This is a genomic window from Kitasatospora sp. NPDC052896, assembly GCF_044547075.1.
Lineage (GTDB): Bacteria > Actinomycetota > Actinomycetes > Streptomycetales > Streptomycetaceae > Kitasatospora.
The window spans coordinates 142,143-168,488 of sequence record NZ_JBITZU010000006.1; the positions used below are offsets into that span (position 1 = coordinate 142,143).

The 26,346-nt window shown below is 71.6% G+C and carries 22 protein-coding genes; 12 read left to right on the forward strand and 10 right to left on the reverse strand.

Features of this window, described 5'->3' with window-relative positions:
- Window positions 1-17 precede the first annotated feature (17 nt).
- Window positions 18-1,148 (reverse strand): M24 family metallopeptidase, encoded by a 1,131-nt coding sequence (locus tag ACIGXM_RS15345; protein ID WP_396560904.1) that lies wholly within the window; start codon window positions 1,146-1,148, stop codon window positions 18-20.
- A 128-nt stretch (window positions 1,149-1,276) separates the two neighbouring features.
- Window positions 1,277-1,543 carry a hypothetical protein gene (locus ACIGXM_RS15350; protein WP_396560906.1) on the reverse strand — a complete coding sequence of 89 codons (267 nt, stop codon included), beginning with the start codon at window positions 1,541-1,543 and terminating at the stop codon, window positions 1,277-1,279.
- Between the two features lie 102 nt (window positions 1,544-1,645).
- Between ACIGXM_RS15350 and ACIGXM_RS15355 the strand changes: the two genes are divergently transcribed.
- Window positions 1,646-2,275: a hypothetical protein gene (locus ACIGXM_RS15355; protein ID WP_396560908.1), complete on the forward strand. Its 630-nt coding sequence runs from the start codon at window positions 1,646-1,648 to the stop codon at window positions 2,273-2,275.
- Window positions 2,276-2,411: 136 nt separating this feature from the next.
- On the opposite strand, the gene ACIGXM_RS15360 is transcribed toward ACIGXM_RS15355, so the two are convergent.
- Both ACIGXM_RS15360 and ACIGXM_RS15365 read right to left on the reverse strand, forming a co-directional pair.
- Window positions 2,412-3,887, reverse strand: coding sequence for a DUF3533 domain-containing protein (locus ACIGXM_RS15360; RefSeq protein ID WP_396560910.1), 1,476 nt, complete (start codon window positions 3,885-3,887; stop codon window positions 2,412-2,414).
- A 302-nt stretch (window positions 3,888-4,189) separates the two neighbouring features.
- Entirely contained in the window at window positions 4,190-4,759 is a 570-nt protein-coding gene (locus ACIGXM_RS15365) for a TetR/AcrR family transcriptional regulator (protein WP_396560911.1), read from the reverse strand.
- A gap of 267 nt (window positions 4,760-5,026) precedes the next feature.
- Between ACIGXM_RS15365 and ACIGXM_RS15370 the strand changes: the two genes are divergently transcribed.
- The gene (locus tag ACIGXM_RS15370) at window positions 5,027-5,815 is read left to right on the forward strand and encodes an SDR family NAD(P)-dependent oxidoreductase (protein WP_396560913.1); all 789 of its coding nucleotides are present in this window, start codon (window positions 5,027-5,029) and stop codon (window positions 5,813-5,815) included.
- Window positions 5,816-5,903: 88 nt separating this feature from the next.
- Here the strand turns inward: ACIGXM_RS15370 and ACIGXM_RS15375 are convergent, their stop codons facing one another.
- The gene (locus tag ACIGXM_RS15375) at window positions 5,904-6,875 is read right to left on the reverse strand and encodes a VOC family protein (RefSeq protein ID WP_396560915.1); all 972 of its coding nucleotides are present in this window, start codon (window positions 6,873-6,875) and stop codon (window positions 5,904-5,906) included.
- A gap of 776 nt (window positions 6,876-7,651) precedes the next feature.
- Here ACIGXM_RS15375 and ACIGXM_RS15380 point away from each other — a divergent pair.
- From ACIGXM_RS15380 to ACIGXM_RS15405, 6 genes are all read left to right on the forward strand, one after another.
- Window positions 7,652-9,556 (forward strand): amidohydrolase, encoded by a 1,905-nt coding sequence (locus tag ACIGXM_RS15380; RefSeq protein ID WP_396560917.1) that lies wholly within the window; start codon window positions 7,652-7,654, stop codon window positions 9,554-9,556.
- Between the two features lie 55 nt (window positions 9,557-9,611).
- Complete coding sequence (locus ACIGXM_RS15385; protein ID WP_396560918.1) at window positions 9,612-10,268, forward strand: hydrolase; 657 nt, start codon at window positions 9,612-9,614, stop codon at window positions 10,266-10,268.
- A gap of 48 nt (window positions 10,269-10,316) precedes the next feature.
- Window positions 10,317-11,984: an MFS transporter gene (locus tag ACIGXM_RS15390; protein WP_396560920.1), complete on the forward strand. Its 1,668-nt coding sequence runs from the start codon at window positions 10,317-10,319 to the stop codon at window positions 11,982-11,984.
- A 229-nt stretch (window positions 11,985-12,213) separates the two neighbouring features.
- A complete protein-coding gene (locus tag ACIGXM_RS15395; RefSeq protein ID WP_396560922.1) occupies window positions 12,214-13,350 on the forward strand; it encodes an alpha/beta hydrolase in 1,137 nt (378 codons plus the stop codon).
- Between the two features lie 575 nt (window positions 13,351-13,925).
- Entirely contained in the window at window positions 13,926-14,909 is a 984-nt protein-coding gene (locus tag ACIGXM_RS15400) for an amidohydrolase family protein (protein ID WP_396560924.1), read from the forward strand.
- A gap of 167 nt (window positions 14,910-15,076) precedes the next feature.
- Window positions 15,077-16,072: an amidohydrolase family protein gene (locus ACIGXM_RS15405; protein WP_396560926.1), complete on the forward strand. Its 996-nt coding sequence runs from the start codon at window positions 15,077-15,079 to the stop codon at window positions 16,070-16,072.
- 33 nt (window positions 16,073-16,105) lie between these two features.
- On the opposite strand, the gene ACIGXM_RS15410 is transcribed toward ACIGXM_RS15405, so the two are convergent.
- A complete protein-coding gene (locus ACIGXM_RS15410; protein ID WP_396560928.1) occupies window positions 16,106-17,095 on the reverse strand; it encodes a helix-turn-helix transcriptional regulator in 990 nt (329 codons plus the stop codon).
- 92 nt (window positions 17,096-17,187) lie between these two features.
- On the opposite strand from ACIGXM_RS15410, the gene ACIGXM_RS15415 reads away from it, so the two are divergent.
- Window positions 17,188-17,586, forward strand: coding sequence for a VOC family protein (locus ACIGXM_RS15415; RefSeq protein WP_396560930.1), 399 nt, complete (start codon window positions 17,188-17,190; stop codon window positions 17,584-17,586).
- A 217-nt stretch (window positions 17,587-17,803) separates the two neighbouring features.
- On the opposite strand, the gene ACIGXM_RS15420 is transcribed toward ACIGXM_RS15415, so the two are convergent.
- Window positions 17,804-18,784: a LysR family transcriptional regulator gene (locus tag ACIGXM_RS15420; protein WP_396560932.1), complete on the reverse strand. Its 981-nt coding sequence runs from the start codon at window positions 18,782-18,784 to the stop codon at window positions 17,804-17,806.
- A 106-nt stretch (window positions 18,785-18,890) separates the two neighbouring features.
- Here ACIGXM_RS15420 and ACIGXM_RS15425 point away from each other — a divergent pair, with 106 nt between their 5' ends.
- Both ACIGXM_RS15425 and ACIGXM_RS15430 read left to right on the forward strand, forming a co-directional pair.
- Entirely contained in the window at window positions 18,891-19,784 is an 894-nt protein-coding gene (locus ACIGXM_RS15425; protein ID WP_396560933.1) for an NAD(P)H-binding protein, read from the forward strand.
- Window positions 19,785-19,849: 65 nt separating this feature from the next.
- Entirely contained in the window at window positions 19,850-20,215 is a 366-nt protein-coding gene (locus ACIGXM_RS15430; protein WP_396560935.1) for a darcynin family protein, read from the forward strand.
- A 106-nt stretch (window positions 20,216-20,321) separates the two neighbouring features.
- Here the strand turns inward: ACIGXM_RS15430 and ACIGXM_RS15435 are convergent, their stop codons facing one another.
- From ACIGXM_RS15435 to ACIGXM_RS15445, 3 genes are all read right to left on the reverse strand, one after another.
- Window positions 20,322-20,753, reverse strand: coding sequence for an SRPBCC family protein (locus ACIGXM_RS15435; protein WP_396560936.1), 432 nt, complete (start codon window positions 20,751-20,753; stop codon window positions 20,322-20,324).
- 246 nt (window positions 20,754-20,999) lie between these two features.
- The gene (locus tag ACIGXM_RS15440; protein WP_396560937.1) at window positions 21,000-21,926 is read right to left on the reverse strand and encodes a TIGR03620 family F420-dependent LLM class oxidoreductase; all 927 of its coding nucleotides are present in this window, start codon (window positions 21,924-21,926) and stop codon (window positions 21,000-21,002) included.
- 318 nt (window positions 21,927-22,244) lie between these two features.
- Window positions 22,245-22,526, reverse strand: a complete 282-nt coding sequence (locus tag ACIGXM_RS15445; protein ID WP_396560939.1) for a hypothetical protein — start codon at window positions 22,524-22,526, stop codon at window positions 22,245-22,247.
- Window positions 22,527-23,050: 524 nt separating this feature from the next.
- Between ACIGXM_RS15445 and ACIGXM_RS15450 the strand changes: the two genes are divergently transcribed.
- Window positions 23,051-26,305: a S8 family peptidase gene (locus ACIGXM_RS15450; protein WP_396560941.1), complete on the forward strand. Its 3,255-nt coding sequence runs from the start codon at window positions 23,051-23,053 to the stop codon at window positions 26,303-26,305.
- Window positions 26,306-26,346 lie beyond the last annotated feature (41 nt).

A 26,346-nucleotide genomic window follows, 5' to 3' on the forward strand; every position in this document is an offset into this window, starting at 1 on the left:
GCCCGGGCCGGGCTGGGTCAGCCGGGGAGGACGGTGAGATCGCGGGATGTCCGGTTGAGCCGCTCGCCGCCATCGGAAGTGCACACCACGATGTCCTCGATCCTGGCGCCGTAGCGTCCGGCCAGGTAGATGCCCGGTTCGACCGAGAACGCCATCCCCGGTTCGAGCGGCCTGGCCGAACCCGCCACGATGTACGGCTCCTCGTGGGTCTCCAGGCCGATGCCGTGGCCGGTGCGGTGGAGGAACTGCGGGCCGTAGCCGGCGGTCGTGATGACGTCCCGGCCGATGGCGTCCAGTTCCTCGGCGGTGATGCCCGGCCGGACGGCGTCGGTCTGGGCGCGCTGGGCCCGCAGCAGTACCTCGTACAGGCGGCGATACTCGGCCGGGGGCTCACCGAGAACGTAGCAGCGGGTGGAGTCGGAGCAGTAGCCGGCCGCGGTGGTCCCGCCGATGTCGACGACGACCGGGTCCCCGGCGCGGACCACCCGGTCCGACAGCTCGTGGTGCGGGCTGGCGCTGTTCGGCCCGGAGCCGACGATCACGAAGTCGACCTGGACGTGTCCCTCGGCGAGAATCGCCTCCGCGATGTCCCGTCCGATCTCGCGCTCGGTGCGCCCCACCCGCAACCATTCGGCCATCCGGGCGTGTACCCGGTCGATCGCCCCGCCCGCCTGCCGCAGGGCCCGCACCTCCTGCGGCGACTTCCGCATCCGCAGCTCGCTCAGTACGGGCCCGGCGAGGACCTGGCGGCTGCCGGGCAGGGCGGCCTGGAACGCCATCGCCTTCTCGGCCCACATCCGGTTGTCGACGCCGACCGTCGCGACCGCGGGCAGCCGGGTGGCGGCGAGCGCGTACGGGTCCTGGGTCTCCTGCCAGCTGACGATCTCCAGGTCGAGGCCGGCGGCCGGCGACGTCTGCGCGGCCGGCTCCTCCAGGGCCGGCACCAGCAGGAAGGGCCGGCCCTCGACGGGGAGCACCAGGCAGGTGAGCCGTTCCAGTGGCGCGGCACGATAGCCCGTCAGGTAGTGCAGGTCCGCGCCCGGCGAGACCAGCAGGGCGTCGATCCCGGCGCGGGCGGCCAGCTCGCGGGCCCGCCGCAGCCGGTCCGAGGAGGCGGTGAACGGTGGCGAGGTGTCCGGGTCGGGCATGCGGGCTCTCCTTCGGGCCTGGCGGGCCGAGCCGCGGCGGTCCGCTCGTCCCGGGGTTGGTCGTCCGTTGCGCGCAACTCTACATACCAAACGTTTGTTATGCACTTGGTCGTGCCCGTCAAGGGTCGTCAGGGGGTAAGTGAGTTGACGCCCGTTCTGCCTTCGGCGGGAGCAAGCGGCCTGGTCACGGGCGGTCGTGGAGCGGGCGGCTCCGGCAGCCTCTGGTGGGTGATCCGGACCTCCTCGGCGGCCTTGTCGAACCCGTCCAGCGGCGCGGTCGGCTCCGCGATCCTCTCCCGGGCCGTCTCGGCCTGCGCGGCGGTCTCCTGCTCCCGCTCCTCCGGCCGCGCCAGCGCCCCCAGGGTGGCGCCCGCCGGGCCGGGCTCCCGCCGCACGGGCGGAACCTGACGGTCCCCCAACTTCGCTGGACCGCCGTATGGACGTGCGCCGGTCCAGCCGCCATACTCCGCTACTGACCAGTAGCCCAGGAGGCGGCAGTGACCGAACACGCCCGCGAGGCGTTGGAGCACCTTCGTGACCCCGGCCAGTTCCAGTGGTACGTGGTGCCACTGCTGCTCGTGGTGATCTACGTCTACGCGTCGGAGATCCAACGGCGGGACTGGAACGTCCTCTTCGCCGGGCTCGCGTTCTGGGGCATGGACTGGTTCAACGAGACGTGGAACGCCCTGGTGTTCCACGTCACCGGCCGCGCGCCCGTCTGGGGGGTCACCGGGCCGACGGCCTACCAGATCCTGATCGGGCTCAACATCGAGATCTGCTTCATGTTCGCCATCATGGGAGTCGCGGCCGCGAAGATGCTTCCGCGCGATCCCTCCGTGCGCGTCATCGGGATACCCAACCGTTGGCTGCTCGCCGGGGTCAACGCCGCGCTCTGCGTCGGGGTGGAACTGCTCCTGCACCGCGCGGGCGCCCTGACCTGGGACTGGTCCTGGTGGCAGGCGTCCTGCCCCTACCTCATCTGGCTCATCGGGTACCTCCCCTTCTTCCTCGTCTGCTTCTGGGTCCACGACATGAAGCGCGTGCGCACCAAGGCGCTCACGGTCGGCGTCATCCTCGGCGTGGACGCGGCGGCGCTGGCGCTGTTCGGAGCACTCGGGTACCTCTGACGGGAGCGGCCGGCCACCTCGAGCCGCGGCGTCCGCGAGGTGGCCGGCCGGGTGGCGGCGGGGGAGGGGCTGGCGGGCTGGGCTCAGCCCCGTGCCGTCGGCGCCGCTCGGCCGGGCTCCGGCCGTCCGGAGGGGGCTATCCGGTGGTCCGACCCGTGCCGGGCTTCACGAGGAGGCTCAGCGCCGCCGTGAGCCCGCGGCCCGGGTGGACCCGGCGGTGGGACCGGGCCGGCTTGAGCGGCGCCGCGGAGGCGGCCGAGTGAACGGCCGTGAGCTGGCGGGCCGTCAGCCGCTGGTGGCCGCGGAGGTCGCGGACCTTGGCGACGACCAGCCCCAGCAGGAGGCCCAGGGCGCATCCCACAGCGATCATGATCCAGGCCCGGAGCAGTCCCGCGTCGGCCCGGCCGTCGAAGTACAGCAGCGAGCGGACGCCCTCGTTGATCTGCCGCATGGGCTCGAACACGGCCAGCCACCGGTAGGCGGCGGGAACGGCCTGGAGCGGGAAGCTACCACCGGAGGACGGCACGGCCAGTGCGACGAAGAAGAGCATGCCGACCAGCGTGCCGAGGCCGCCGAGCAGCGAGAGCACCGCCTGGGCGCTGACGCCGATGGCGATCGTGGCGCACACCGAGTAGATCCACAACTGTGCGAAGTGACTGGTGTCCATGTGCAGGATCACGGCGCAGGAGCCCAGCACGACGGTCGCGGTCACCGGTGCGAGGGCCACCGACATGGCCATCTTGGCGAGCAGGGTCTGGGTGCGGGTGATCGGCAGGGGCAGCCGGAGGGCCCAGCGCCGCCCGCGCTCGGAGGACTGGTAGCCCAGTGCGAAGTCCACGGTGCTGCTCATGAACCCGGCCGTCAGATAGGCGGTCAGCGTCAGCAGCAGGCTGACGTAGAAGGAACTCAGACCGAAGCCCGAGTGGTTGCCGAGCGGACGGTGCTCGACGGTGTGCAGGGTGACCGGGTCGGCCAGCAGGATCGCCTCGGCGGTCGGCACGCGGTGGACGGTGGGGCCGGCGGGCCCGGCGTGCTGGGCCAGCGTGGCTGCGACCTGCTGCGACACCGTCTGGGCCACCTGGTCCCCGATGCCCTGGGCGATGGAGGTGGCCATGCTCCCGGAGCGTGGATTGGTCAGCAGCTCCAGGGCGGGCTGCCGCGGGGCGGCGTCGCCGTCGGCGGTCCGGGTCAGCGCGACGGTGTCCGCGCTGAAGCCGGCGGGGATGACCACGGCGCCGTAGAGCGCGTCCTTGTCCATCTCGCGCTGTGCCTGGTCCATGCTCATGACCCGCCACTGCACGCGCTGGCCCGGATCGGGCATGCTCGCGATGCCCTGGGCTATCCGCGGGCCGAGGTCCAGCTCACCCGCGTCCAGCGGTCCGGCGCCGGTCCGGACGCTCTGGTCCTGGTTGACCACGGCCATCGGGAAGTGGTGCAGGTTGCCCGTGGGGTTGAGGATCCCGCCCATGTAGGCGAGCGTCAGCACCGTGGTCACGATGATCATGATGAGCGTGGGGAAGCCCCACAGGCCGGGTCGGCGCAGCAGGCGTCCGGCGGTGGCGTGCGGGATGCCGGGAACGGTGTGCGGGACGTCGGGATCGTCGAGTGCCATGGAAGCCTGGCGCCTTTCGCTTCGCGCGTACCGGTGTCGGGACGCGATGGACCCCCACGTCGATGGTGGCGGGACGGTCCGCGCGGCCGGGCGGGATTCGCTACACAGACGTGTAGTCGTTCGGACGCCAGACTCTTGCCTTCCGGTCGGATCTGTGCTCCGGGTGCGAGGGACCCGGACGGCCACCCGCGCCGGCCGGACGTCTCCCGCCCGGTCTGCGACGTCCCCCACGGGCCCCGGGGCCCGGTCGCGCACGGCCGGGGAACGCGTTCGGTGGCCCGTCCCGGGCCGCCGGGCGCGGGTCAGGTCGGTCGGCCGGAGTTGCCGAGCAGGAGCAGGAGGGCGTCGGCGATGTCGTCGCCGGGGGCGCCGGTGGCCAGGCGGCGCAGTTGCAGGCCCGTGATCAGGGCTACGGCGGCGGGGGCGACGCGGTCGGTGTCGGCGATGCCGAGGGAGCGCAGGATCGAGGCGGCGAGCTGGTCGTAGGCGGCGAAGCAGGCGGCCGCGGCGCCGCGCAGTTCGGGATCGCGGCCGGCCTGGATGTAGAGCTCGAAGGAGGCGATGTGCTCGCTGTCGAAGGCGGTGGCGGCAGCCGCCTGGCTGACCACCTGGCCGGCCAGCGCGGGGCTGATCGAGTCGGCCTGGTACTGGGTGGCGAGCTGGGCGAAGCGGCAGGTCTCGTTCTCGACGAACAGCGCGAGGCTCTCGCGCAGCAGATCGCGCTGGGTGGCGAAGTGGTAGGTGATGGAGCCCAGGGAGACACCGGCTTCCTCGGCGATGCGACGGTTGGTCACCGCGGACACGCCGCTGTCCCCGATGATGCGCAGTGCGGCGCGCAGGATGCGGTCCCGGGCGGGAGGGTTGTTCGGCACGGGCTCATTCTTCCATCGCCACCGGGCGGGGCCGTCCGTCGCTCGTCGTGGGCGGACCCCTGGCTCCGGTCAGGGTTGCCGCAGGTGGGGCCAGAGGTCCTGCCAGCCCTGCCGGGCCCCGCGCCCCGAGGTCCGCACGGTTGCCGTGCGGACCTCGGGGTGCGGGGGTGCGGGGACGAGGGCGAAGGCGCGGCCGAAGGAGAGTGCGATCCGTGGTTACCTTCCGGTACTGTTCGTTCGAACGAACAGTACCGGAAGGTAACCGACATGAGAGTCCCCGGATCAACCGTCCTGCTCACCGGTGCCACCGGCGGCATCGGCCACACCCTCGCCCATGCGCTGGCCGGCCGCGGCGCCCGGGTGATCGCCACCGGCCGCCGCCCGGAGGCACTCGAACCGCTCGCGGCTCTTCCCGGTGCCCGCGCCATCGCCGCCGACCTCGCGGATCCCGCCGACCTGGCGCGCCTGGTCGAGGAGGCCGGCCCCGTCGACATCCTCGTCGCGAACGCCGCCCTGCCCTCCAGCGGTGAACTCCTCGACTACACCGAGGAACAGATCGACCGCGCGCTGGACGTCAACCTCCGCGCCCCCGTCCTGCTCGCCCGACTGCTCACGCCGGCGATGGTCGCGGCCGGCCGGGGACACCTGGCGATGATCGGGTCCATCTCCGGACGGACGGCCTCGCCCGGGGCCTCCCTCTACAACGCCACCAAGTTCGGCCTGCGCGGCTTCAGCCTGTCCCTGCGTCAGGACCTGCACGGCACCGGCGTCGGCGTCTCCCTGATCCAGCCGGGCTTCGTCCGCGAGGCGGGCATGTTCGCCGCCACCGGTGCCACCGTCACCGGCGCCCGCACCGTGTCCCCACGGCGGGTCGCCGACCAGGTCCTGGCCGCCATCGAGCGCAACCGCGCCGAAGTCAACGTCGCTCCCCTCGAACTGCGCCTCGCCAGCGCGCTCGGCTCGCTCTTCCCCTCCCTGGCCGCCGCGACCCAACGCTCCGCGAGCGCCCGGAAGACCATGCGGCACGTCATCGCCGCCCAGCGCGACCGCCGGTGACGAAGACCGGCCGACGACGGTTCGTGCCGTCGAAGGCCGACCGCGCGGGTCGAGAGGCCGCGGCCGGTCGCTCTCGATGACCGTGCCACTACCGGTGCCCAGGTGGTGACGAGTACGTGTCGAGCGGGGTCGGCGCACCGGGGACCGGGTCGTGGATCTCGGCGATGTAGCCGCCGGGGAAGCGCACGAGGGCGCTGGTGCGGTCGGCGGACGTGTGCGGGCCCCACAGTACCGTCGCACCGGCGGCCCTGGCCTTGGTGAGCGTCGCTCCGAGACTGGCCACCCGGTAGCCGGTGAGCTCCCGTCCGAAGGGGTACGGCAGGTGTCCGTCGGTCACCGTGACGACCGTGTCGCCGAAGGGCGAGGTGATCCTGATCCGACGGTACGTCTGGTTCGGGAGGCCGATCTCGCCGGCGTCGGCATGCCGGTTGTCGGACGTGATCGTGCCGCCGCTGAACTTCAGGTAGCTCGCCAGGAAGTGGTCGACCGCGTCGGGGGAGACGTAGAGCCGGTTCTCCGGCACGGTCGTCAGTGCGGGGTAGGACGGCGGTTCGGTGTGCCAGTAGAGCTGCGCGTTGATGCCGCCCGGGAACTGGATGACCGCGTCGCGGCCGATCGGGTCGGGGAACGGCGCGACGAGCACGGCCGCGCCGCTCGCCTTGGCCGCTTTGACGCCCTGGTCGAAGTTGCTCATGAGCCAGCCGGTGCGCTCCGTGCCGAAGGGGTAGGGGATCGGCGTCTGGAAGTCGAAGACCGACAGGGTGCCGACCGGCGACAGGATGAGTTCCGACGCGGTCGTGCTGGGCGTGGGCGTGACGTCGGTCACCGCGGGCGTCGTGTGGGTTCCGCCGAAAGTCGCCAGCCAGCTCCTGGTGAACTCGTCCAGGGTGCCCGGCTCGACGTAGACGTGCGTCGAGTCGTACTGCGGGCCGACGGCGATTCGTTGGCCGGGACTCCGGGCGGCGGCCCGCTCCGCGTGTTCCGGCGGGGAGACCGGAAGGCTCACCAGGGTTGCCGCCAGGGCGGCGGGGAGCAGGCACCTGACAGTGGGGGTTCTCATCGGAGGTTCCCTTCAGGGAGCCGGGACATCGTGGCCGGCTGGGGCGCTCGGTGGCGCCTCGGGCCGGCGCGGCGCTTCGGGGACGGTTCTCACGGTCGGTGCGGCCGGGTGGGGTGCGCGCGGCGCGGGTCGACGGTCCAGCCGCCGGTGGCCGGTCGAACACTAAGCGAGGCTAGTCGGACACACCGGGTGGCGCATCTCGGAAGCCGGGCTCGCGCCGCCCGCTCGGCCCTCACGTCACGGCACGCGAGGACATGACGGGTCGTCAGTTCGGGGCCCTCCGTGCGCCTGTGCTCTCCAGCCGTCCTCCCCAGCGGTGTTGGCGTCTGGTCGGACGCCCCGGTCCTCTCGGCCGGTGACCGGTTGGCAGGCGCGAGGTGCAGCCGCCGGCCCCCGGCCCGCGACTTGACCCGAGTTGCCGGCCGCCCGGACGGGGATAGGCTCGGCGGTACAACTGTCGGCCCGCATGTCGTCGTACTGGTTCCACCGGCCTGGTTCCACCGGCGCTCGCCCGTCGCTTCCGGACGGTGGCGGAGCACTCGTGGACACCCCAGCGGAGTCCGGCTCCGGGCGGGCGTCTCGTGCCACCCGCCCGGATCGTTCGCCGGAGCCGTGCGCGGCCGTTGGCTGAGGCCGCCCCGGAGTCAACGTCCGGCCGACGGCCCCGAGGGGTGCGTCGCCCCGGCTCACGAAAGGTGACCGGGGCCCCGACGGCCGGAGTGATCAGAGTGACTGGAGCGGTTCAGCTCCGGCTTCGCCACCCACGGAGTGTCCACATGGTCAACACGATGCCTGTAGGCGGTATTGCTCGGGACGGTGAGGCCCGGGAGCCGGCTGACCTGGTCGTTCGCAACGGCCGTGTGCACACGGGAGACCCGGCCCGGCCGACCGCCTCGGTGGTGGCCGTCCGCGACGGGCGGATCACCCTGGTCGGTGACGACCAGGACCTCCCCTCTCACGTGGGACCCGGAACCCGCGTCGTCGACGCCCTCAACCGGCGCGTCGTCCCCGGCCTGAACGACTCGCACCTGCACGTGATCCGTGGCGGTCTGAACTACCTGCTGGAGCTCCGGTGGGACGGCGTCCCCTCGCTGCGGACCGCCCTGTGGATGCTGCGCGAACAGGCCAAGCGCACCCCGGAGGGCCAGTGGGTCCGTGTGGTGGGGGGTTGGACGGGCGAGCAGTTCGCCGAGCGGCGGCTGCCGACCGTCTCCGAGCTCAACGCCGCGGCTCCGGACACCCCGGTGTTCGTGCTGCACCTGTACCAGTCGGCCATCCTCAACCGGGCCGCCGTACGGGCGGTCGGCTTCAGCAGGGACAGCGTGGCCCCACCCGGTGGTGAGATCGTCCGGGGCCACTCCGGTGAGCCCACCGGCGTCCTGCTGGCCGCGCCCGCCGCCGGTCTGCTCTACTCGACGCTCGCCAAGGGACCGTCGCTCGCGGAGGAGCAACAACTCGGCTCCACCAGGCACTTCCTGCACGAGCTCAACCGCTTCGGCCTGACCAGCGCGATCGACGCCGGCGGCGGCTTCCAGAACTTCCCGGAGAACTACGCGGCGGTGCTGAAGCTGGCGGAACGGGGCGAGCTCACCCTCCGGATCGCCTACCACCTCTTCCCCCAGGCCGCCGGCCAGGAGCTGGACGACCTCAGGCGCTGGACGGCGACGACCAGGCCGGGCGACGGTGACGAGTGGCTGCGGCTCAACGGCGCCGGGGAGAACCTGGCCTGGTCGCCCGCCGACTACGAGAACTTCACCGAACCGCGCCCGCTGCGGCCGAACCAGGCCGACGGTGAACTCGAAGCCGCCGTTCGCCTGTTGCTGGACAGCGGGTGGGGGTTCCGGCTGCATGCCACGTACGACGAGACGATCCGCGCCAACCTCGACGTCTTCGAACGCATCGCCGCGGACGGCGGCTTCCCCCGGGGCGTGCCCTGGTTCTTCGACCACGCGGAGACGGTCTCCCCGGCCGGTCTCGACCGGATCGCCGCGCTGGGCGGAGCCCTGTCCGTCCAGAACCGGATGATGTTCCAGGGCAGCGCGTTCAGTGAACGCTACGGGCCCTCGGCGGCGGCCGACGCGCCGCCGATCCGGCGGATGCTGGAGCGCGGACTGCTGGTCGCGGCGGGCACCGACGCCACCCGGGTCTCCAGCTACAACCCGTGGCTGTCGCTGGAGTGGCTGGTGCGCGGCCGTACCGTCGGCGGGCGGCTGCTCGCAGCCGAGGAGAACCGGGTGGACCGGGCGACCGCGCTGCGCATGTACACCGCCGCCGGAGCCCGGCTCAGCGGGGAGGGCGAGCTCAAGGGCGTTCTCAGGGAGGGCTGCTACGGAGATCTGGCCGTGTTGTCCGAGGACTTCTTCACGGTGCCCGAGGAGGACATCTCCCACATCGAGTCGCTGCTGACCGTCGTCGGCGGGCGGATCGTCTACGCCGCCGGGGAGTTCGAGGGACTCGCCGTGCCCCTGCACACGATCGAGCCGTCCTGGAGCCCGGTGGCCTTCTACGGCGGTTTCCACCGGACTCCGCCGCCCGGTGGGTCCGACGGAGTGCGCCAGGGCCGAGCGGTGGCCGAGGCCGCCGCCGAGTCCGAGGAGCACCGCCAGTGGCGGATCACCCGCGGCTTCGCCCCGGACAACGCTCCCGCCCACGAGATCTTCGACGCGTGCTTCGTGCTGTGAGACCTCTGACCGCGAAGCGGTACCGGCACAACCCGACCGAGTGGAAGGCAGACCCATGGAGATCGCGAACGTCCAGGCGGTACCCGGCAGTGCGCTCCTCACGCCCGAGGACAGCGTGGTCGTGCTGGTGGACCACCAGCCGCAGATGTTCTTCGGCACCACCAACACCGACCGGGCCGGCATCATCAACGCCACCCTCGGACTGGCCAGATCGGCCCAGGTCTTCGATGTGCCGGTGGTGCTGACCACGGTGGCGTCCACCACCTTCTCGGGACCTCTCCTGCCCGCGCTGGCGGAACTCTTCCCCGGGACGCGGCCGATCGACCGCACCACGATGAACTGCTGGGAGGACCCCCGCGTCGTGGACGCCGTCAAGGCCACCGGCCGCCGCAGGATCGTACTGGCGGGCCTGTGGACCGAGGTGTGCGTCTCCACGGCGGCCCTCTCCGCGGTGGAGCAGGGCTACCAGGTGTACGTCCCCACCGACGCCTGCGGCGGGGTGTCCGCCGAGGCGCACCAGAACGCCGTCACCCGGATGGTGGGGCACGGCGTCGTCCCGACGACCTGGCTGACCGTCCTGCTCGAATGGCAGCGCGACTGGGCCCGGACCCAGACCTACGACGCCACGACCGAGGTCGTCAAGCGGCACGCGGGCGCCTACGGGCTCGGCGTGATCTACGCGCACGCCATGTTCGGCGGCAGCGGCGGCTGACCTGCCGCACCCGGTGGCTGCCGGCCGCGGCCGACAAGGGGAGTAGCCATGAACAGAACCGAGGACGGCGACGCGCTTCCCGGCTCCCGGCCACCCGTGCCGCCGCCACGGCCGGCCGGGTCGTCCTGGGGGCCGTTGCGCCGCGGCGTGTTCCGGACCCTGTGGCTGGCCCAGTTCGTGTCCAACATCGGCGGCTGGATGCAGACCGTCGGCGCCCAGTGGCTGATCACGGAGCGGTCCGGCTCGGCCGGACTGGTCGCCCTCGTCCCCACCGCGGCCAGTCTGCCGATCCTGCTGCTGGGCATACCGGCGGGGGCGCTGGCCGACATCCTCGACCGGCGTCGGCTGCTCCTGCTCGCTCAGGGCCTGATGTTCGCGGCGGCGGGGCTGCTGGCCCTGCTCACCGCGACCGGGCGCGTCAACGCCTACGGAGTGCTGCTGCTGACCTTCGTCCTCGGCTGCGGAACGGCACTGATGAACCCCGCCTGGCAGGCCATCCAGCCGGAGTTGGTGCCGCGGGAGGAGATCCCGGCCGCGGCGACCCTCGGCGGCGTGAACATGAACCTCGCCAGGGCGGTCGGGCCGGCCCTGGGCGGCCTGGTGGTGGCCCTGGCGGGGACGGCCGCGGTGTTCGCGATCAACGCCGCCTCCTTCCTGGTCACCGCGGCGGCGCTGGTCCGCTGGCGTCCCCGGACCGAGACCGATGCCCTGGGAAGCGAGCGGATGCTCCCCGCGCTGCGAGCCGGCCACCGGTACGTGTGCGGCTCACCGCGCATCCGCCGGATCCTGGCCCGGGCGCTGCTGTTCGTCCCCGCCGGGGCCGCGCTCTGGGCCCTGCTACCCGTCGTGGCCGAACGGCGGCTGGGGTTGGGCGCCGGCGGGTACGGACTGTTGCTCGGCGCGGTCGGCGTCGGGGCCGTCCTGGGTGCCGTCCTGCTGCCGCGGGCCCGTGGCCGCTGGTCCAGCAACACCTCACTGGCCGGCAGCGGCGCCATCTTCGCGGTGGGTCTCGCGCTGCTCGCCGTGGTACGCGTCCCCTGGATCGCGGGACTGGCGCTGGTGGCGACCGGGGTCGCCTGGGTCGGCGTGCTGTCCATGCTCAACGCCCAGATGCAGGTCACCGCGCCCGTCTGGGTCCGGGCCCGGGCGCTGGCCGTCTACCTGACGGTCTTCCAGGGCGGCATGGCGATCGGCTCGGCCCTGTGGGGGGTGGTGGCCGACTGGACCGGCACGGCCGGGGCGCTGCTGGTGGCGGCAGCCGTGCTGGCCGTCGGCACCGCGGTCGGATGGCGCTTCGCAGTCCCCGACACCCCGCTCGACCGGACGCCCTCCCTGCACTGGCCCGCACCGGTCGTCCTGCTCGACCCCGCGGGGTCCGACGGGCCGGTCCTGGTCACCGTCGAGTACCACGTACCGGCTGACCGCGCCGAGGAGTTCATCACGGCGATGGGCCCGGTGGGGCGGTCCCGCAGACGCACCGGAGCAGTGGACTGGGGCCTCTACCAGGACGGGGCCCATCCCGACGTCTACCTGGAGGCCTTCCTGGTGGCTTCGTGGGACGAGCACCTGCGCCAGCACGGCGGCCGGCTGACCGGCTTCGACCGTGATGCCGAGCAGCGGGCTCGCGCCCTGCTGGACCCCGAGCACCCCTTCCAGGTCTCCCACTTCTTCCCGGCTCGCGGGCAGCCGCTGCCGAGGAGGGCCGACGGAGGCTGACCGGCCCGAGCGCTGTCGTCGACGTGCACGGGCCCGCTGACGCGTCGTCGGGCGTGACCGGCGCGCGGGCACCGCCGACGGCGGTGCCCCATCGCGAGGCGGGCTGGTTCCGACGTCGTCCCGGCCCGTCCGGGGCCACTCCAACGGAGTACCCCGAAGTGATCGATCGGCCGCCAAGCGTAAAGAGTGGGCGCTGGGGGAATCCGCCTCCTTCGGACGGAGCAGGACCATGACCTCTGACCCGCACCTCCGTTCGGGCCGCAAGGCCCTGTATGGCCTGGTGGCCACGCTTGCCACACTCAGCGCGAGCGTCACACCCGCCACCCTCGCCTCAGCCTCCGCCGCCGTGGACCGTCCCACCCTGGCCGGCGCCGACAGTGCCACGGTGAAGAACACGCCCTGCGGCAAGCCTCCGGTGACCCTGGAGGAGCAGGACCAGGCCTTCCTGAACCAGCTGGCCGCCGCCGACGGCCCGCCCCTCTACACCCAGCCCTACGCCGCGGCCCGCTTGGTGCTCGACAAGCTCCAGGCCGGCCCGATCGCCAAGCCCGCCGCCGACATCAGCGAACGAACCGTTCCCGGCGGCCCCACGGGGCCGGTCTCCATCCGCACCGTCCGGCCCGCCGGGGTGAAGGGTCCGCTGCCCGGCATCATCTACCTCCACGGCGGTGGCTGGATCCTCGGAGACGCCCGGACGCACGACCGCCTCGTCCGCCAGATCGCCGACGGGGCACGTGCCGAGGTCGTCTTCGTCAACTACACCCCCTCACCCGAGGCGCACTTCCCGGTGCCGATCGAGCAGGCCTACACCGTCGCCAAGTGGGTCGCCGCCAACGGCCGCGCGATCGACGTCGACCCGTCCCGGCTGGCCATCGCCGGCGACTCCGTCGGCGGCGACATGGCCGCCGCCGTCACCATGCTGGCCAAGCAGCGCGGCGGCCCGCACTTCCGCCAGCAGGTCCTGATGTACCCGGTCACCGACGCCCGCTTCGACACGGCGTCCTACAACCGGTTCGCCGAGGACTGCTGGCTCACCCGGCCCGCCATGAAGTGGTTCTGGGACGCCTACGCGCCCGACGTCAGCGTCCGCAGGCAGCCACTCGCCTCACCCCTGCGCGCCAGCGTCGCCCAACTGCGTGGCCTGCCCAAGGCCTTGGTGATCACCGACTCCGACGTCCTGGACGACGAGGCCACCGCCTACGCGGCCAAGCTGCACGCCGCAGGCGTCCCGGTCACCACCTCGCACTACGCGGGTGTCACCCACGACTTCATGATGCTCAACGCGCTCGCGGGCACCCAGGCCGACGGGAAGGCGGTCGCGGAAACCACCAACGCGCTCCATCAGGCCCTCTACGGGCCCGAGTAGCGGAGCAAGCCGGGGTCGGGCCGGTAGCGGCACCAGAAGGCCCCGAAGCCGGTCCCGGTGGGCAGGGTTCCCGCCGCGGAAAGGAAGTCGACCGAGACGACCTTCCGTGTGCGGGAGCCCTGCCGACCTTTGAGGGTGGCCGGGCATCGGTGGTCGGCCAAGGTATCGGCCGGTTCTGTCCGGGACAGCGGTCAGACGCCGTGCCTGACAAGGGCGTTGTGCTGTCCGGCGTCCACCCACCCCCCCTGGTCGCGGCGGGCCGTCGGCCGGCGAGGGCGCCGGGATCCGCTTCCCGCCGTCCCAACCCGGGCTGGTGGCGGGCGCGTTCGGCGAGGCCTCCACGGCCCGCAGGTCGCACCGCACGACGCCGACAACAGATGACCGGGTGCCCCCGTGACGCCGACGCCTCTGAGTGGCGGCCGTGGGAGCAGCGTGTGAAGGTGGGCAGTGCATCCGGCCACACCCCCGGGGACGACCCGCCGAGGCTCCCCGTGATGCCGCCACGGCGGCATCCCCGCCCGTGGCGGCCGCACTCTTCGCGACGGCCCATGCTCATCCCCCCTGCGGAGGAACCCATGCGGGACAAGATCGCCATCGAGGAACACTTCGCCACGGACGATCCCGACACCGTCTGCCAGTCCGAGGAGTACTTCGCCACGAACAAGTGGCCCGAGGCCCGGCGGCAACTGCTGGACCTCAACGACATACGGCTCAAGAAGATGGATGCCAGCGGCATCGAGCGCAGCATCATCTCGCTGAACGCCCCGGTCATCCAGAGCTTCTACGACCGTGATCAGGCAGTGGACTGGGCCCGCCGCACCAACGACCTGCTGGCCGAGCAGATCTCCAAGCACCCCGACCGGTTCTCCGGCTTCGCCGCGGTCCCCATGCAGGACCCGGACGCCGCCTGCGCCGAACTGGAGCGCTGCGTCAACGACCTCGGCTTCCTCGGCCCGCTGATCAACGGCTTCTCCCAGGTCGGGGACAAGGACTCGGTCCACTACCTGGACGAGAAGCAGTACTGGCCGTTCTGGGAGACCGCCCAGCGGCTGGACGTGCCGGTCTACCTCCACCCCCGCGACCCGGCCGAGGGGCAGCGGCAGATCTACGAGGGCCACCCCTGGCTCCTCGGCGCCTGCTGGGCCTTCTCCCACGAGACCGGCACCCACGCACTGCGCCTGATGGGCAGCGGCCTGTTCGACGCCTACCCGCGAGTCCAGGTCATCCTCGGCCACCTCGGGGAACTGTTGCCGTACAACATCTGGCGCACCGACCACTGGCTCCAGAAGCTGCCGCGCGGCCTCTCGGTGCGGCACACGTTCGCGCACTACCTGCACGAGAACTTCTACGTCACCACCAGCGGCAACTTCCGCACCCCCACACTGGCCGACGCCATCGTGGAGATGGGCGTGGACCGGATCATCTTCGCCACGGACTACCCCATGGAAGACATGGAGGAAGCCGGCCGCTGGTTCGACCAGGTCGAGTTCGGCGAAGCCAACCTGCGGAAGATCCGCCGCGACAACGCCGTCCGGCTGTTCAAACTCGACACCACGTAACGGGACAGCGGGGCCGATGGGCGGGCTCGATCCCGCCCGGACGGCTCCGATGGTGGTGCGATGGCCAAGGGGGTGACCGGGGAGGACGAGGCCCACGCCCACGACAGCTACTGCCCATGCCCGAACTGGCCCCGACAGGTGCCTTCGAACCCACAAGGAGCGGCCGCGTGTCCGGCAAGATCGCGCTCGAGGAACACTTCAACTTCCCGGAGCTCACCAACGAACTCCCGCAGTACGTCAATCCCGAGATGATGAAGGACATCGCCCGGCGTCTGGTCGACCTGGGGGCTGAGCGGCTGGCGGAGATGGACGCCGCCGGCATCGACTACTCGCTGCTGTCGCTGACCGCGCCCGGCATCCAGGGGGAGACCGACCCGCAGCGTGCCGTCACCCGTGCCCGGCAGGCCAACGACAAGCTGGCCGACTTCGTGGCCGCCAACCCCGACCGCTACGGCGGATTCGCCGCCCTGCCCATGCAGGACCCGGCCGCGGCCGCGACCGAGCTGGAGCGCTGCGTGAACGAACTCGGGTTCCACGGTGCGATGCTCAACGGCTTCACCAACATCAACGACGCCAACACCGGCTGGTACTACGACCACGAGCGCTACCTGCCGTTCTGGGAGCGCGTCGAGGCACTCGGCGTGCCGGCCTACCTGCACCCGCGCGACCCGCTGCCGGGCAACCAGGGCGCCTACGAGGGTCACCCGGAACTGTTCGGGGCCGTCTGGACCTTCACCGTCGAAACCGCCACCCACACGCTGCGCCTGATGACCAGTGGCCTGTTCGACCGCTTCCCCAAGCTCACGGTCATCCTCGGCCACCTGGGCGAGACCCTGCCGTTCAACATCTGGCGCATCGACCACCGCGCGGCCAGGATGGGAGACCTGATCAAGTACGAGAAGCCGCTGACCCACTACCTGCTCAACAACTTCTACGTCACGACCAGCGGCAACTTCCACACCCAGACGCTCAACGCGACCATGGCCGAGATGGGCTCCGACCGCGTGCTGTACTCCAGCGACTACCCCTACGAATCCATGCGCGAGGCCTCCGACTGGTTCGACACCGCCGCCATCAGCGACAACGACCGAATCAAGATCGGTCACACCAACGCCAGGCGCCTGTTCACCAAGCTGCCGGAGCGCGTCGGCAAGCGGGCCTGACCACGCTCGCAACGTGACATGCGTTCCCCGCTGTCAGGCCTGGCGGGCGTGGGACGCGAGGCGATCGGCGAGCGCGATGACGAGGTCGCGCAGTTCGTCGGGGCGCTCGATGACGAACGGCCGGTCGAGCGAGGCGAGTACCGGGGGCAACCAGTCGAGCCGCTCCGCCCGTAGTTCGACGCGCAGCCAGCGCTCGGCCGCCTGGTCCCGGCCTGCCGTGGGCTCGTGCTCCTCCAGGCTCGCGACGCTGGCGGGGAGGCGGGCGCGGATCTGCTCGACTGTCCCGTGGATCCGCAAGGTCACCTCGTGCTGGTACTGGGCCGTGGCGAATCCCGACAACACGCGCTGTGCCGGATCGGGACCCGCGGGCGCTTCGAATGAGCCGGGCAGGGTCCTCGCGTCCGCGATGCGATCGAGCCGGAAGGTCCGGTCCTCGCCGATCTCGGCGTCCCTGCCCGTGACGTACCACCGGCCCGCATGGGTGACGATCCCGTACGCGTGCAGCGTGCGTTCGCTGCGCCGTCCGTCGCGGTCGGTGTAGCGGATCGAGACCGGTCGGCGGTGGCGCACCGCGTCGGCAACGGTGAGCAGGATCCCGGCGTCCGGGGGGTCGAACTCGCCGGGCTGGTCCGTGAAGGCGAGATCCTCCAGGAGCGTGTCGAGCCGATGCGCGATGCGCTTGGGCAGCACCCGCCGGATCTTCGCCGATGCCGTCTCGCTCGCCGAGCGCTCCGCCGTCGTCAACCCTGCTCGGCGGCCGGCGACCAGGCCGAGCAGCACGGCCAGCGCCTCGTCGTCGCTGAGCATGAGCGGAGGCAGGCGGTACCCGGGGGCGAGCCGGTACCCGCCGTAGCGGCCGCGCACCGACTCCACCGGCACGTCGAGGTCGATCAGCTGGTCCACATACCGCCGCACGGTGCGCCCTTCGACGCCGAGCCGGTCGGCGAGTTCGGCCACGGTCCGGGTGCCGCCCGACTGCAGCAGCTCCAGGAGTGTCAGCACGCGGCCAGTGGGTCGAGGCATGCACCCAACCTAACGCAAATAGAGGACCGATTCTGTCCACTATTTCTCCTAGCCTGCGGAGTGCACGCCTTCAGCAGAGCCAAGGAGATCCCATGGAATTCGTCTCGATCCGCATCATCACCAGCGACGTGGCGCGTCTCGTCGCGTTCTACGAGCGAGCCACGGGGGCTCGGGCGACGTGGGCCAACGAGGACTTCGCCGAACTCAGGACCGCGGGCGCAACCCTCGCGATCGGCAGCACCCGCACCGTCCCGCTGTTCGCCCCGGGCTCCGCCCGCCCGGCGGACAACCACAGCGTGATCACCGAGTTCCTCGTCGACGACGTGGACCGCGTTCACCAGGACCTGACCGGCTTCGTCACCGACTTCGTCAGCGAACCCACCACGATGCCCTGGGGCAACCGGTCGCTGCTGTTCCGTGACCCCGACGGCAACCTCGTCAACTTCTTCACTCCCGTCACTCCAGCGGCCATCGCGAAGTTCGCACGTTGACACCACGCACAGTCGTTCACGCGGGAGTCCGGAGATCCCAGGGCTCCCGCGTGAACGCGGCCGCGGCGGACCAGGGAGATCGTGGCCCGGACCGTGGACAAGGAGCGGGCCCGGCACGGCGATTCGGACGGATTCCACTGTTCGTCGGTGAGTTGCCCACCGGTCGCAGCCACCAGTGTCAACGGGCATGCCTCCGCACGGGCCGGGCGGTCTCGTACTACTCGGGGTCGATCGCGTCCGCCACGGCGACCTCGGAAGCCGCTGTCGGTGTGCGGAGAATCCGGCGGACGGCGTCGCGGAGCCAGCGGTGGGCTCCGTCGGCCGTGTGTCGGGGGTGCCAGGCCATGCCGATGGTCAGGGGTGGCAGTGGCAGGGGGATCTCGAGGAGGTGCAGTCCGAGGGCGCCGGCGTCGTCGGTGAGGGGCGAGGGTGCGGCGCCGGGGGGTGCGGCGGGTACCAGGCAGACGACGTCGCTGCGGGCGGCAAGGGTCATCGCGGCCAGGTGACTGGGGAGGACGATGCCGACCCGCCGGTGGAGATTCCGCTCGGCCAGGGCGGTGTCGAGGGGGCCGGTGAACCGGCCGCGGCGACTGACCGCGACGTGTTGGGCGGCGGCGAGCCGGGCCGGGGTCAGCGGCCCTTCGGTGAGCGGATGACCGGGCCGGACGGCCGCCACCATGCGGAGGCTGACCAGTTCCTCGACCCGGGTTTCGGGGTCCACGTGGTCGATGGATCCGATCTCCAGGTCGATCCGGCCGTCGCGCAGGGCGGGGCCGGCCTCCAGTTCTTCGGCCCGGATCCGGAACGAGACCCCCGGCGCCTCCCGCTGGGCCAGCTGCAGCAGTCCCGAGGCCAGTGCCGCGCCGACCAGGTCGGCGGCTTGGAGGGTGAAGGTGCTGCGGAGGCCGGCGGGGTCGACGCTCGCGCCGGGGCTGAGCAGCGCTCCGAGGCCGCGCACCACCGCTGCCGCCTCCTCGCGCAGGGCCTGGGCGCGTGGGGTGGGAACCATGGCCTGTCCGGCCCGGACCAGGAGGGGGTCCTGGAGGATGCGGCGCAGACGGGCGAGGGTGCGGCTCATGGCGGCGGGCGAGGTGTGCAGACGTGCGGCGGCGCGGGTCACGCTGTGCTCGGCCAGCAGGGCATCCAGCGCGATGGCCAGATTGGCGTCGATGACCGGATTCGGGTCGTTCACCAGCATTATTCCATTTCGGGCAATGATTCCGTGCTGAAGTTCCCATTGTGGCAGCACGGAGGTCCTCAGCAGGATGAGGGGCGTACCGAACAGCGCGACCTACGAGGTTTTCATGATCGTCATTACTGCCCCCACCGGGAACATCGGCCGTCACCTGCTCTCCCGGCTCCTGGAGTCCGCCCCCGCCGCGGGCGAGGAACTGCGCGTGATCGTGCGCGACCCCGCCCGGCTTCCGGACCCGGCGCGCGGACGCGTCGAGGTGGTCACCGGCTCGCACGGGGACGCCGAGGTCGTCGACCGGGCCTTCGAGGGCGCGGACGCCGTCTTCTGGCTCGTCCCCCCGGTCCCCGCCCCGACCCCGCAGGACGCCTACAGCGGCTTCAGCGAACCCGCCGTGAGGGCGCTCGTCGCCCACGGGGTCGGCCATGTCGTCGGCGTCTCCGCGCTCGGCCGCGGCACCCCGCTCGCCGACCGGGCCGGCCTCGTCACCGCCTCCCTCGCCCTGGACGACCTCATCGCCGACAGCGGTGTCGCCTACCGGGCCCTGGCCAACCCGTCCTTCTTCGAGAACCTCCTGGAGGAGTCCGACTCGATCCGCGAGAAGGGCGTCTTCACCGACTCCGTCGACGCCGACCGCAGGGCCCCCCTCGTCGCCGCCGCCGACATCGCGGCCGTCGCCGCCGGCCTGCTGCTGGACCGCTCGTGGACCGGCGCCGACAGCGTCCCGGTCCTCGGGCCGCAGGACCTGTCCCCCAACGACCTGGCCCGCATCATGACCGAGCAGCTCGGCCGCCCCGTCCGCTACGAACGCCAGCCGCTCGACGAGCTGCGGACCACCCTCGTCGGCTACGGCCTCACCGAGGCGTTCGTCCAGGGCATCGTCGAGATGAAGCGGGCCAAGGACCAGGGCCTGGATGCCGGTGTCGCCCGCACTCCGGACACCGCTTCCCCCACCGGCTTCGGGCAGTGGTGCGCCCGGACCCTCAAGCCCGCCGTCCTCTCCTGAGGTTCACCGCCCGGCGCCGGAACACACAGAGCCCGGCGACCACCCGCCACTTTGGAGGCACCCTGATGTCCGCTGAGAGGTCCGAACCGCCGGTCACGGCGTTCATGCTCGTCAAGACCACGCCCGAGTGGCTCGCCCTGACCGTCCAGGAACGCGTGGACGCCTTCACCACCCAGGTGCTGCCCGTGATCGAGGCCAGGACCACCGGGGTTCGGTCACGCTTCTACGACACGGAGTTCTACTCCGCGCGCGTCACCGACGTCTGGGTGTGGGAAGCCGAAGACCACCACGCCTACCAGCTCCTCATCGACGCACTGCGCGAAACCCCTTTCTGGGACCGCTACTTCGAGGTCATCGACCTCCTCGTCGGTACCGAGAACGGCTACGCCCGAACCTACGGCCTCGAACCCGTCGCCACCATCACCACCTGACACACCGACCGCCGCACCCTCCGCAGCCATGAGGCGACACCCCGGCCGCCGAGTTGCACGGATCCACGCCGCCCACACCGGGCGGCGTGGATCACCACGTCGGGAGTTACCTTTCCCCCTCCACCAGGTTCTTGAGCTGCTCGAGGTCGCCCCGGACCGTGTTCTCGATCCGGTGGATCTGGGCCATTCCTCGAGGGCCGCCGAAGGCGTCGTGGATGGCCTCCGGCTCGTACTCCATCCGGATCTGCACCTGGCTGTGGTCCTGGTCCAGCGATCGCACCGTGAGGTCGCCCTTCAGTGCCGGGCTGCCCTCCGTCCGCCAGGCGATGACCTGGTCGTCGTCGCGATCGGAGAGGACCGCCTCGAACTCTTGCTGCGCGCTCTTGGTCTGGACGTCGAGATGGGCACGGTTGCTGCCGTGCGCATGGGCACTCTGCACGCCGTTCATGAACGCGGGATAGGACTCGACGTCGTGCAGTCGGTCCCAGACCTTCCGCGCGGGCGCGTCGATGTCGATCTGCTCTTCGAGCCTGCTCATCACGAACCTCGCCTCCTGGCCCGGTGGGCCTGTCGGTTCCCTCCAGCGTGCGCAGCAGGTCGGCCAGCCGGCAACGGGACCCCGGCCATGGCGCTGGAGTTGCCCGCCGATCTTGCGGGCCGTGGTCGCAGATTGGCGCAAACGTGCTGGTCAGAGCCGGTAGTGCCCCAATGCTCCATTCGGTCGAACAGATGCTCGAATAATGAGGGTGTGAGCACCACTCCGGTGGGCGGCCGCTCGGCGGCTTCAGCTGGGCATCAGGGCGGGGGCGAGGAGGCGCAGGTCCCGCAGTTGCTGCTGCAGGGTGTCGGCGATGGGCTGCACGGCGACATGGTCGGCACCGGCCTGGTAGTGCTCCCGGACGCGCTCGGCCAGCGTCTCCGGGGTGCCCCAGGGCACGACCGCGTCGATGAGTCTGTCGCTGCCTCCGTCGTCGAAGTCGGCGTCCGTGAAGCCCAGTTCGCGCAGGCTGTTGAGGTAGTTGGGCAGGCGCAGGTAGACGGCCGAGTAGCCGCGGGCGGTGGCGCGCGCTCGTTCGGGGTCGGTGTCGAGCACCACGGCCTGCTCGGGGGCGAGCAGCGGGTCGGGGCCGAGCGTTGCGCGGGCCCGGCGGGTGTGTTCGGGTGTGACGAAGTACGGGTGAACGCCCTGGGCCCGGGTGGCGGCGAGCTTCAGCATCTTCGGGCGCAGCGCGGCGAGCACGCGGGGCACCGGCTCGAAGATCGATGCGTCGAAGGGCGTGGCGTCCATCGCGTCCAGGTAGGCCCGCATGTCGGACAGCGGTGTGCTGGAGTCGTGTCCGCGGCCGCGGACGAGAGGCCGGTGGCTGACGCCGAGGCCGAGCACGAAACGGCCCTGCCATGCCTCGTGCAGGGTTCTGGCGCCGTTGGCCGCGGCCGTCGCGTCGCGTCCGTAGATGGTGGCGATCCCGGTGGCGACCATCAGGCGCCGGCTTGCGGACAGCACCAGGGCCGCATGGGTCAACGCCTCCTTCCCGGTGGGGGGCTCGTCGATCCACAGCGTCCCGTAGCCGAGGTCCTCGATGGCGGCGACGGCACGCCGCTCCTCGTCCGCCGTCACCGCGGACAACGACGCGAGCCATACCCCGGTGCGGCCCAGGCGGCGTTTGAACGCGGGCAGGTCCGTGAGCAAGGTGGTGACGCGTTCGGTCATGGTGCACTCCGCACAGTTCCTGGGCCTGGGCACAGCGGCCTGGCACTTCCTCGATTCACAGCGAGATCAGCCTGATCCTGCTGATATGTGACGCAGCGTCAGGACTACCGCTCGCGGCAACCACCGGGGGCGTCCGGTGTGTGCGTAGACGTGGTCGGTTTCGGCAGGCCGACACCCTGGGACCGGCAGCACTCGAACTTCGCTGACACTGCTCGGACTTCTCCGTCACGGGACACTCACCGCCGGCGAGTACGCCCGGGGGAACGCGGGCAACGGAGAGCCCCCGCCGCGGCAGGGGCTCACCGCGCCTCGGCACCGTCAGAACGGCTCCGAACCCATGCCCAGGATCTGAATCCGCGTCGACCCGGCCTCGTGCGACGCGCCCGGATCCACCGTGAAGTCGCCCTCCTGGCCCGTGGGGAACAGCAGCATGCCAGTGCGGCGGGCAAGGAGCTCGGTCAGGTCCTTGGGATCCGCGACCGTGAGTGTGCCGCGCCACTCGGACGGTGCGCCCTCGGCGTGCTCGGCATGGAGTTCGGCGTCGGCGGGAAACTCCACGTCTCCGGAGACAACCGTGACGCGGCTGTTGTAGGTCCTCATGGCGGCAGGTTACGGCGGAGTGCGTGGCCTGGCGCGGGGTGTGGGCCGTCCGGGTCAGGGGCCGGGCGGGCAGCGGCTGGCGCCGCGCCCACCGCTGGCCCGGACCCGCGTCGGCGGGTGCCGGTACCTCCAACGACGTCCTGCTCACCCGGCGGCGATCGAGGGCGTGGCGTGGATCGCCCGGGCCTGCTACCGGGCGCGGAAGTGGCCGCTGACGGAGTACCAGTCGTCCCGATGGGCCGGCCGGCACGTTCGCACCGGAGCGCATCCGCGCAGTGCTCAACTTCGAAGAAAACCCGGGGTTTTCCCTCTAGCTCTGGCAGGTCCATGGCGACGATAATCGCCGCGCCGCGACTCAGGTGGCGCGGAGATGGAGGGGACTCATGAGGCGTGTGAAACCGAGGACCGGGGTGGGTGTCAGCGTTCTGGCAGTCACCGCGCTGGCTTTCGGATCGATGCCGGCCGCGGTCGCGTCGACGGGAGCGACCGCGTCGCCCGCCGGACCGAGCCGGCCGGTGATAGTGGTGCTCACGGATCAGCACCAGAACCTGCCGGACACACGCGCCAAGGGGGCCGTCCGCGAATCGGCGGTGGCCGCGTCACAGGCCCCTGTGATCAAGGCGTTACACGCGGCCGGTGCCAAGGACGTCCACTCGATGGACGTGCTGAACGCCGTGGCCGCCACGGTCTCGACGCGGGAGGAGGCCGCGTTGCGGTCCGACTCGAGCGTCGCCGAGGTCGTGCCCGACGCCGCTGTCAAGGTGATCGACCAGCCCGCGCCGCCCGCGCCGCCGGCCGCGGCCGACGGCGCCCCGGGCGGGTCCCAGCCGCCGGTCAGCCCGCCACCCGGAGCCTGCGCGCCGGCGGGCGGTGTGCAACTCGACCCCGAGGCGGTCGAGGCGGTGCACGCGGCCTCCGACAATCCGCGCGAGCAGACCGCGCGTTCGCTCGGCGCGACTGGCAAGGGCGTGATCGTCGGTGACATCGCCGGCAGCATCGATGTGAACACGCCGGAGCTGATCCGAGCCGACGGCTCTCACGTCATCGCCGACTACAAGGACTTCACGGGCGAGGGCGGCTCGGTGGAGTCCGAGGACCTGGAGTCGTTCCTCGACGACGGCATGATCGCCGCGCAGGGCCGGCAGGTGTACGACCTCGCCGACTACACCACACACCCCTTGGCGCAGCCCTGCCTGATCCGGCTCCAGGGCGTCGCGCCGCAGGTGACGCTGGACGCCTACAAGGTGTACGCCACCAACGACTACACCACCACCTCCGCCTTCCTCGAAGCGATCGACTACGCGGTCGGCGTCGATCACGTGAACGTGTTGAACGAGGAGGCCGGCTCGTTCCCGATGCCGGACACCAGCGCGGACCTGATCAAGCAGGCCAACGCCAACGCCATGGCGGCCGGGGTGACCATCACGGTGCCCTCCTACGACGCCGGCCCCGAGAACACCATCTGGTCGCCCGCCTCCCAGCCCGGCGTGATCTCCGTCGGCGCGTCCACCACCTTCCGCTCCTACGCCCAGGCCGACTCGGCCGGCTACGACAACATCGGCGCGCGCGGCTGGGTCAGCGACAACATCAGCTCCCTGTCGTCCGGTGGCGCGAGCGAGCAGGGGCGGAGCATCAACGTGGTGGCGCCGGGCGACCTGGACTGGGCGATCTGTACGGCGAACACGTCGATCGCGCCCGACTGCCTGAACGGCCGCGGCCAGCCGACCGGCGTGTACCAGTCCGGCGGCACCAGCGAGGCAGGACCGCTGGTGGCGGGCGTGGCCGCGCTGGTGATCCAGGCGTACCGGGAGGCGCACGGTGGCGCCGGTCCGACCCCACAACTGGTGGACCAGATCATCACCGGCACCGCCGACGACCTCGGCGTCGTCGGCTCGGAGCAGGGCAGCGGCCTGGTCGACGCCTACCGGGCCGTCGAGGCCGCGCGTTCCGTCCGCACCGGCGACGGTGCCCCGCAGCCGGTCGGCGACACACTGTTGACCAGCACCGACCAGCTCGACGCGACGGGCGATCCCGGCACCACCGCGCCGTTCTCGCTGCAGCTGACCAACACCGGCCGCGACGCGCAGACCGTGTCACTCGCGGGTCGCACGCTCGGCGCGAACCGACTGGTCGCCAGCAGGACCGCGACGCTGAGCGACGGCGGCCCCAGCTACCAGGACGCGTCCGGACTGACCCACAACGTGGCCCGGTTCACCTTCACCGTGCCTCCCGGCGCGGACCGGCTCGACGCGAACATCGCGTATCCGGGGACCAGCAGCCAGCAACCCGCCGACCTGACCCTGCTCGATCCGCGTGGACGGCTCAACGGCTACAGCCTGCCGCAGGGCGACGGCAATCACGGGCACATCGACCTGCGTGCCCCGGCACCGGGCAGCTGGACGGCGGTGATCACCGACTTCCTCGGCAACCCCGCCTCCGGCCCGACGGGTTACACCGGGCCGGTGAGCTTCGCCGCCACCGTCGCGTCGTTCCACCCCTTCGGCACGGTGACGCCGTCGCGGGTCACCCTCGCACCCGGCGCCTCGACCACGGTGCGCGTCACCGCGCCGCTCTCCGCACAGGCCGGCGACGAGAGCGCGTCGTTGGCGATCGACTCGCCGCAGGCGGGCCCGAGTTCCGTCCCGATGACACTGCGTTCGGTCATTCCGGTACGCGACGGCGTCGGCCGGTTCACCGCCGGCGTGATCGGCGGGAACGGCCGCGCAGGGGTACCGGCGCAGACCCTCTTCTACCAGGTGAACGTGCCCGCGGGGCAGCCGGCGCTCGATGTGCGGCTGGCGCTGGGCAGCGGTGCCACCGATCCGTTCACGGCGTACCTGGTCTCACCCGACGGCCAGAACCCGGCGCGCGCCGGCAATCAGGTACTGGTGGGGCAGCCGGGCGCGAACCAGACCGTCGTCAGCACCTCGGCCGCGCGGTTGCACGTGCTCGCGCCGGCCGCGGGCTCGTGGACGCTGATCGTCAGCTTCAGCAATCCGGTGACGGGGAGCGCGTTGTCGACGCTGCTTGACGGTACGGTCGACTTCGCGCCGGTCGTGGCGAGCACGACCGGCGTGCCGACCGGGGGAGTGTTGGCCGCCGGCACGTCACACCTGGTCAGCGTCACCGTGCACAACGACTCGACCGCCGTCGAGTCGTACTTCCTCGACGCCCGGCTCGACCAGCAGACAACCGTGCCGCTCAGCTCGTTCACTCCGTCGAGCAACCTGACGTTGCCGTTGGCCGCGAGCGCGCCCGAACCGCAGTGGATCGTGCCGACCGGCACCTCGCAGCTCGTGGCGACGGCCACCTCGACGGCGCCCGTCATGTTCGACTTCTCGCCCGCGAACGGCGAGCCCGATCTCGCCTCGACGGCCGACGGCGACAATGCCTATGGCAGTTACGCGATGCCGGATCTCACGCAGGGCGACTGGGACATCGTGCCGCAGCCCGCCGGGCCGTCCGGGGCCGGCGCGGTGCCGTCGTCGGTGGCGAACCTGGGGCTCACCGCGATCACCCGGGCCTTCGATCCGTCGGCCAGTTCACCATCGGGTGACCTGTGGGAGCTCGGCCTGCACCCCAACGCATCGTTCAGCCCGGTCGTCGTCCAGCCGGGGCAGAGCACCACGTTGTACCTGAACATCACGCCGAGCGGTCCCGCCGGAAGCACGGTGTCCGGCGACATCTACCTCGACGACGCCAGCTCGCTCAGCCAGAACGGCTACACGCCCACGGGAGACCAGCTCGTCGCGCTTCCCTATCACTACACGGTCGGCTGAGAGGCGAGCGGGACGCGGGTGGGCGAGCGGACTCCGCTCGC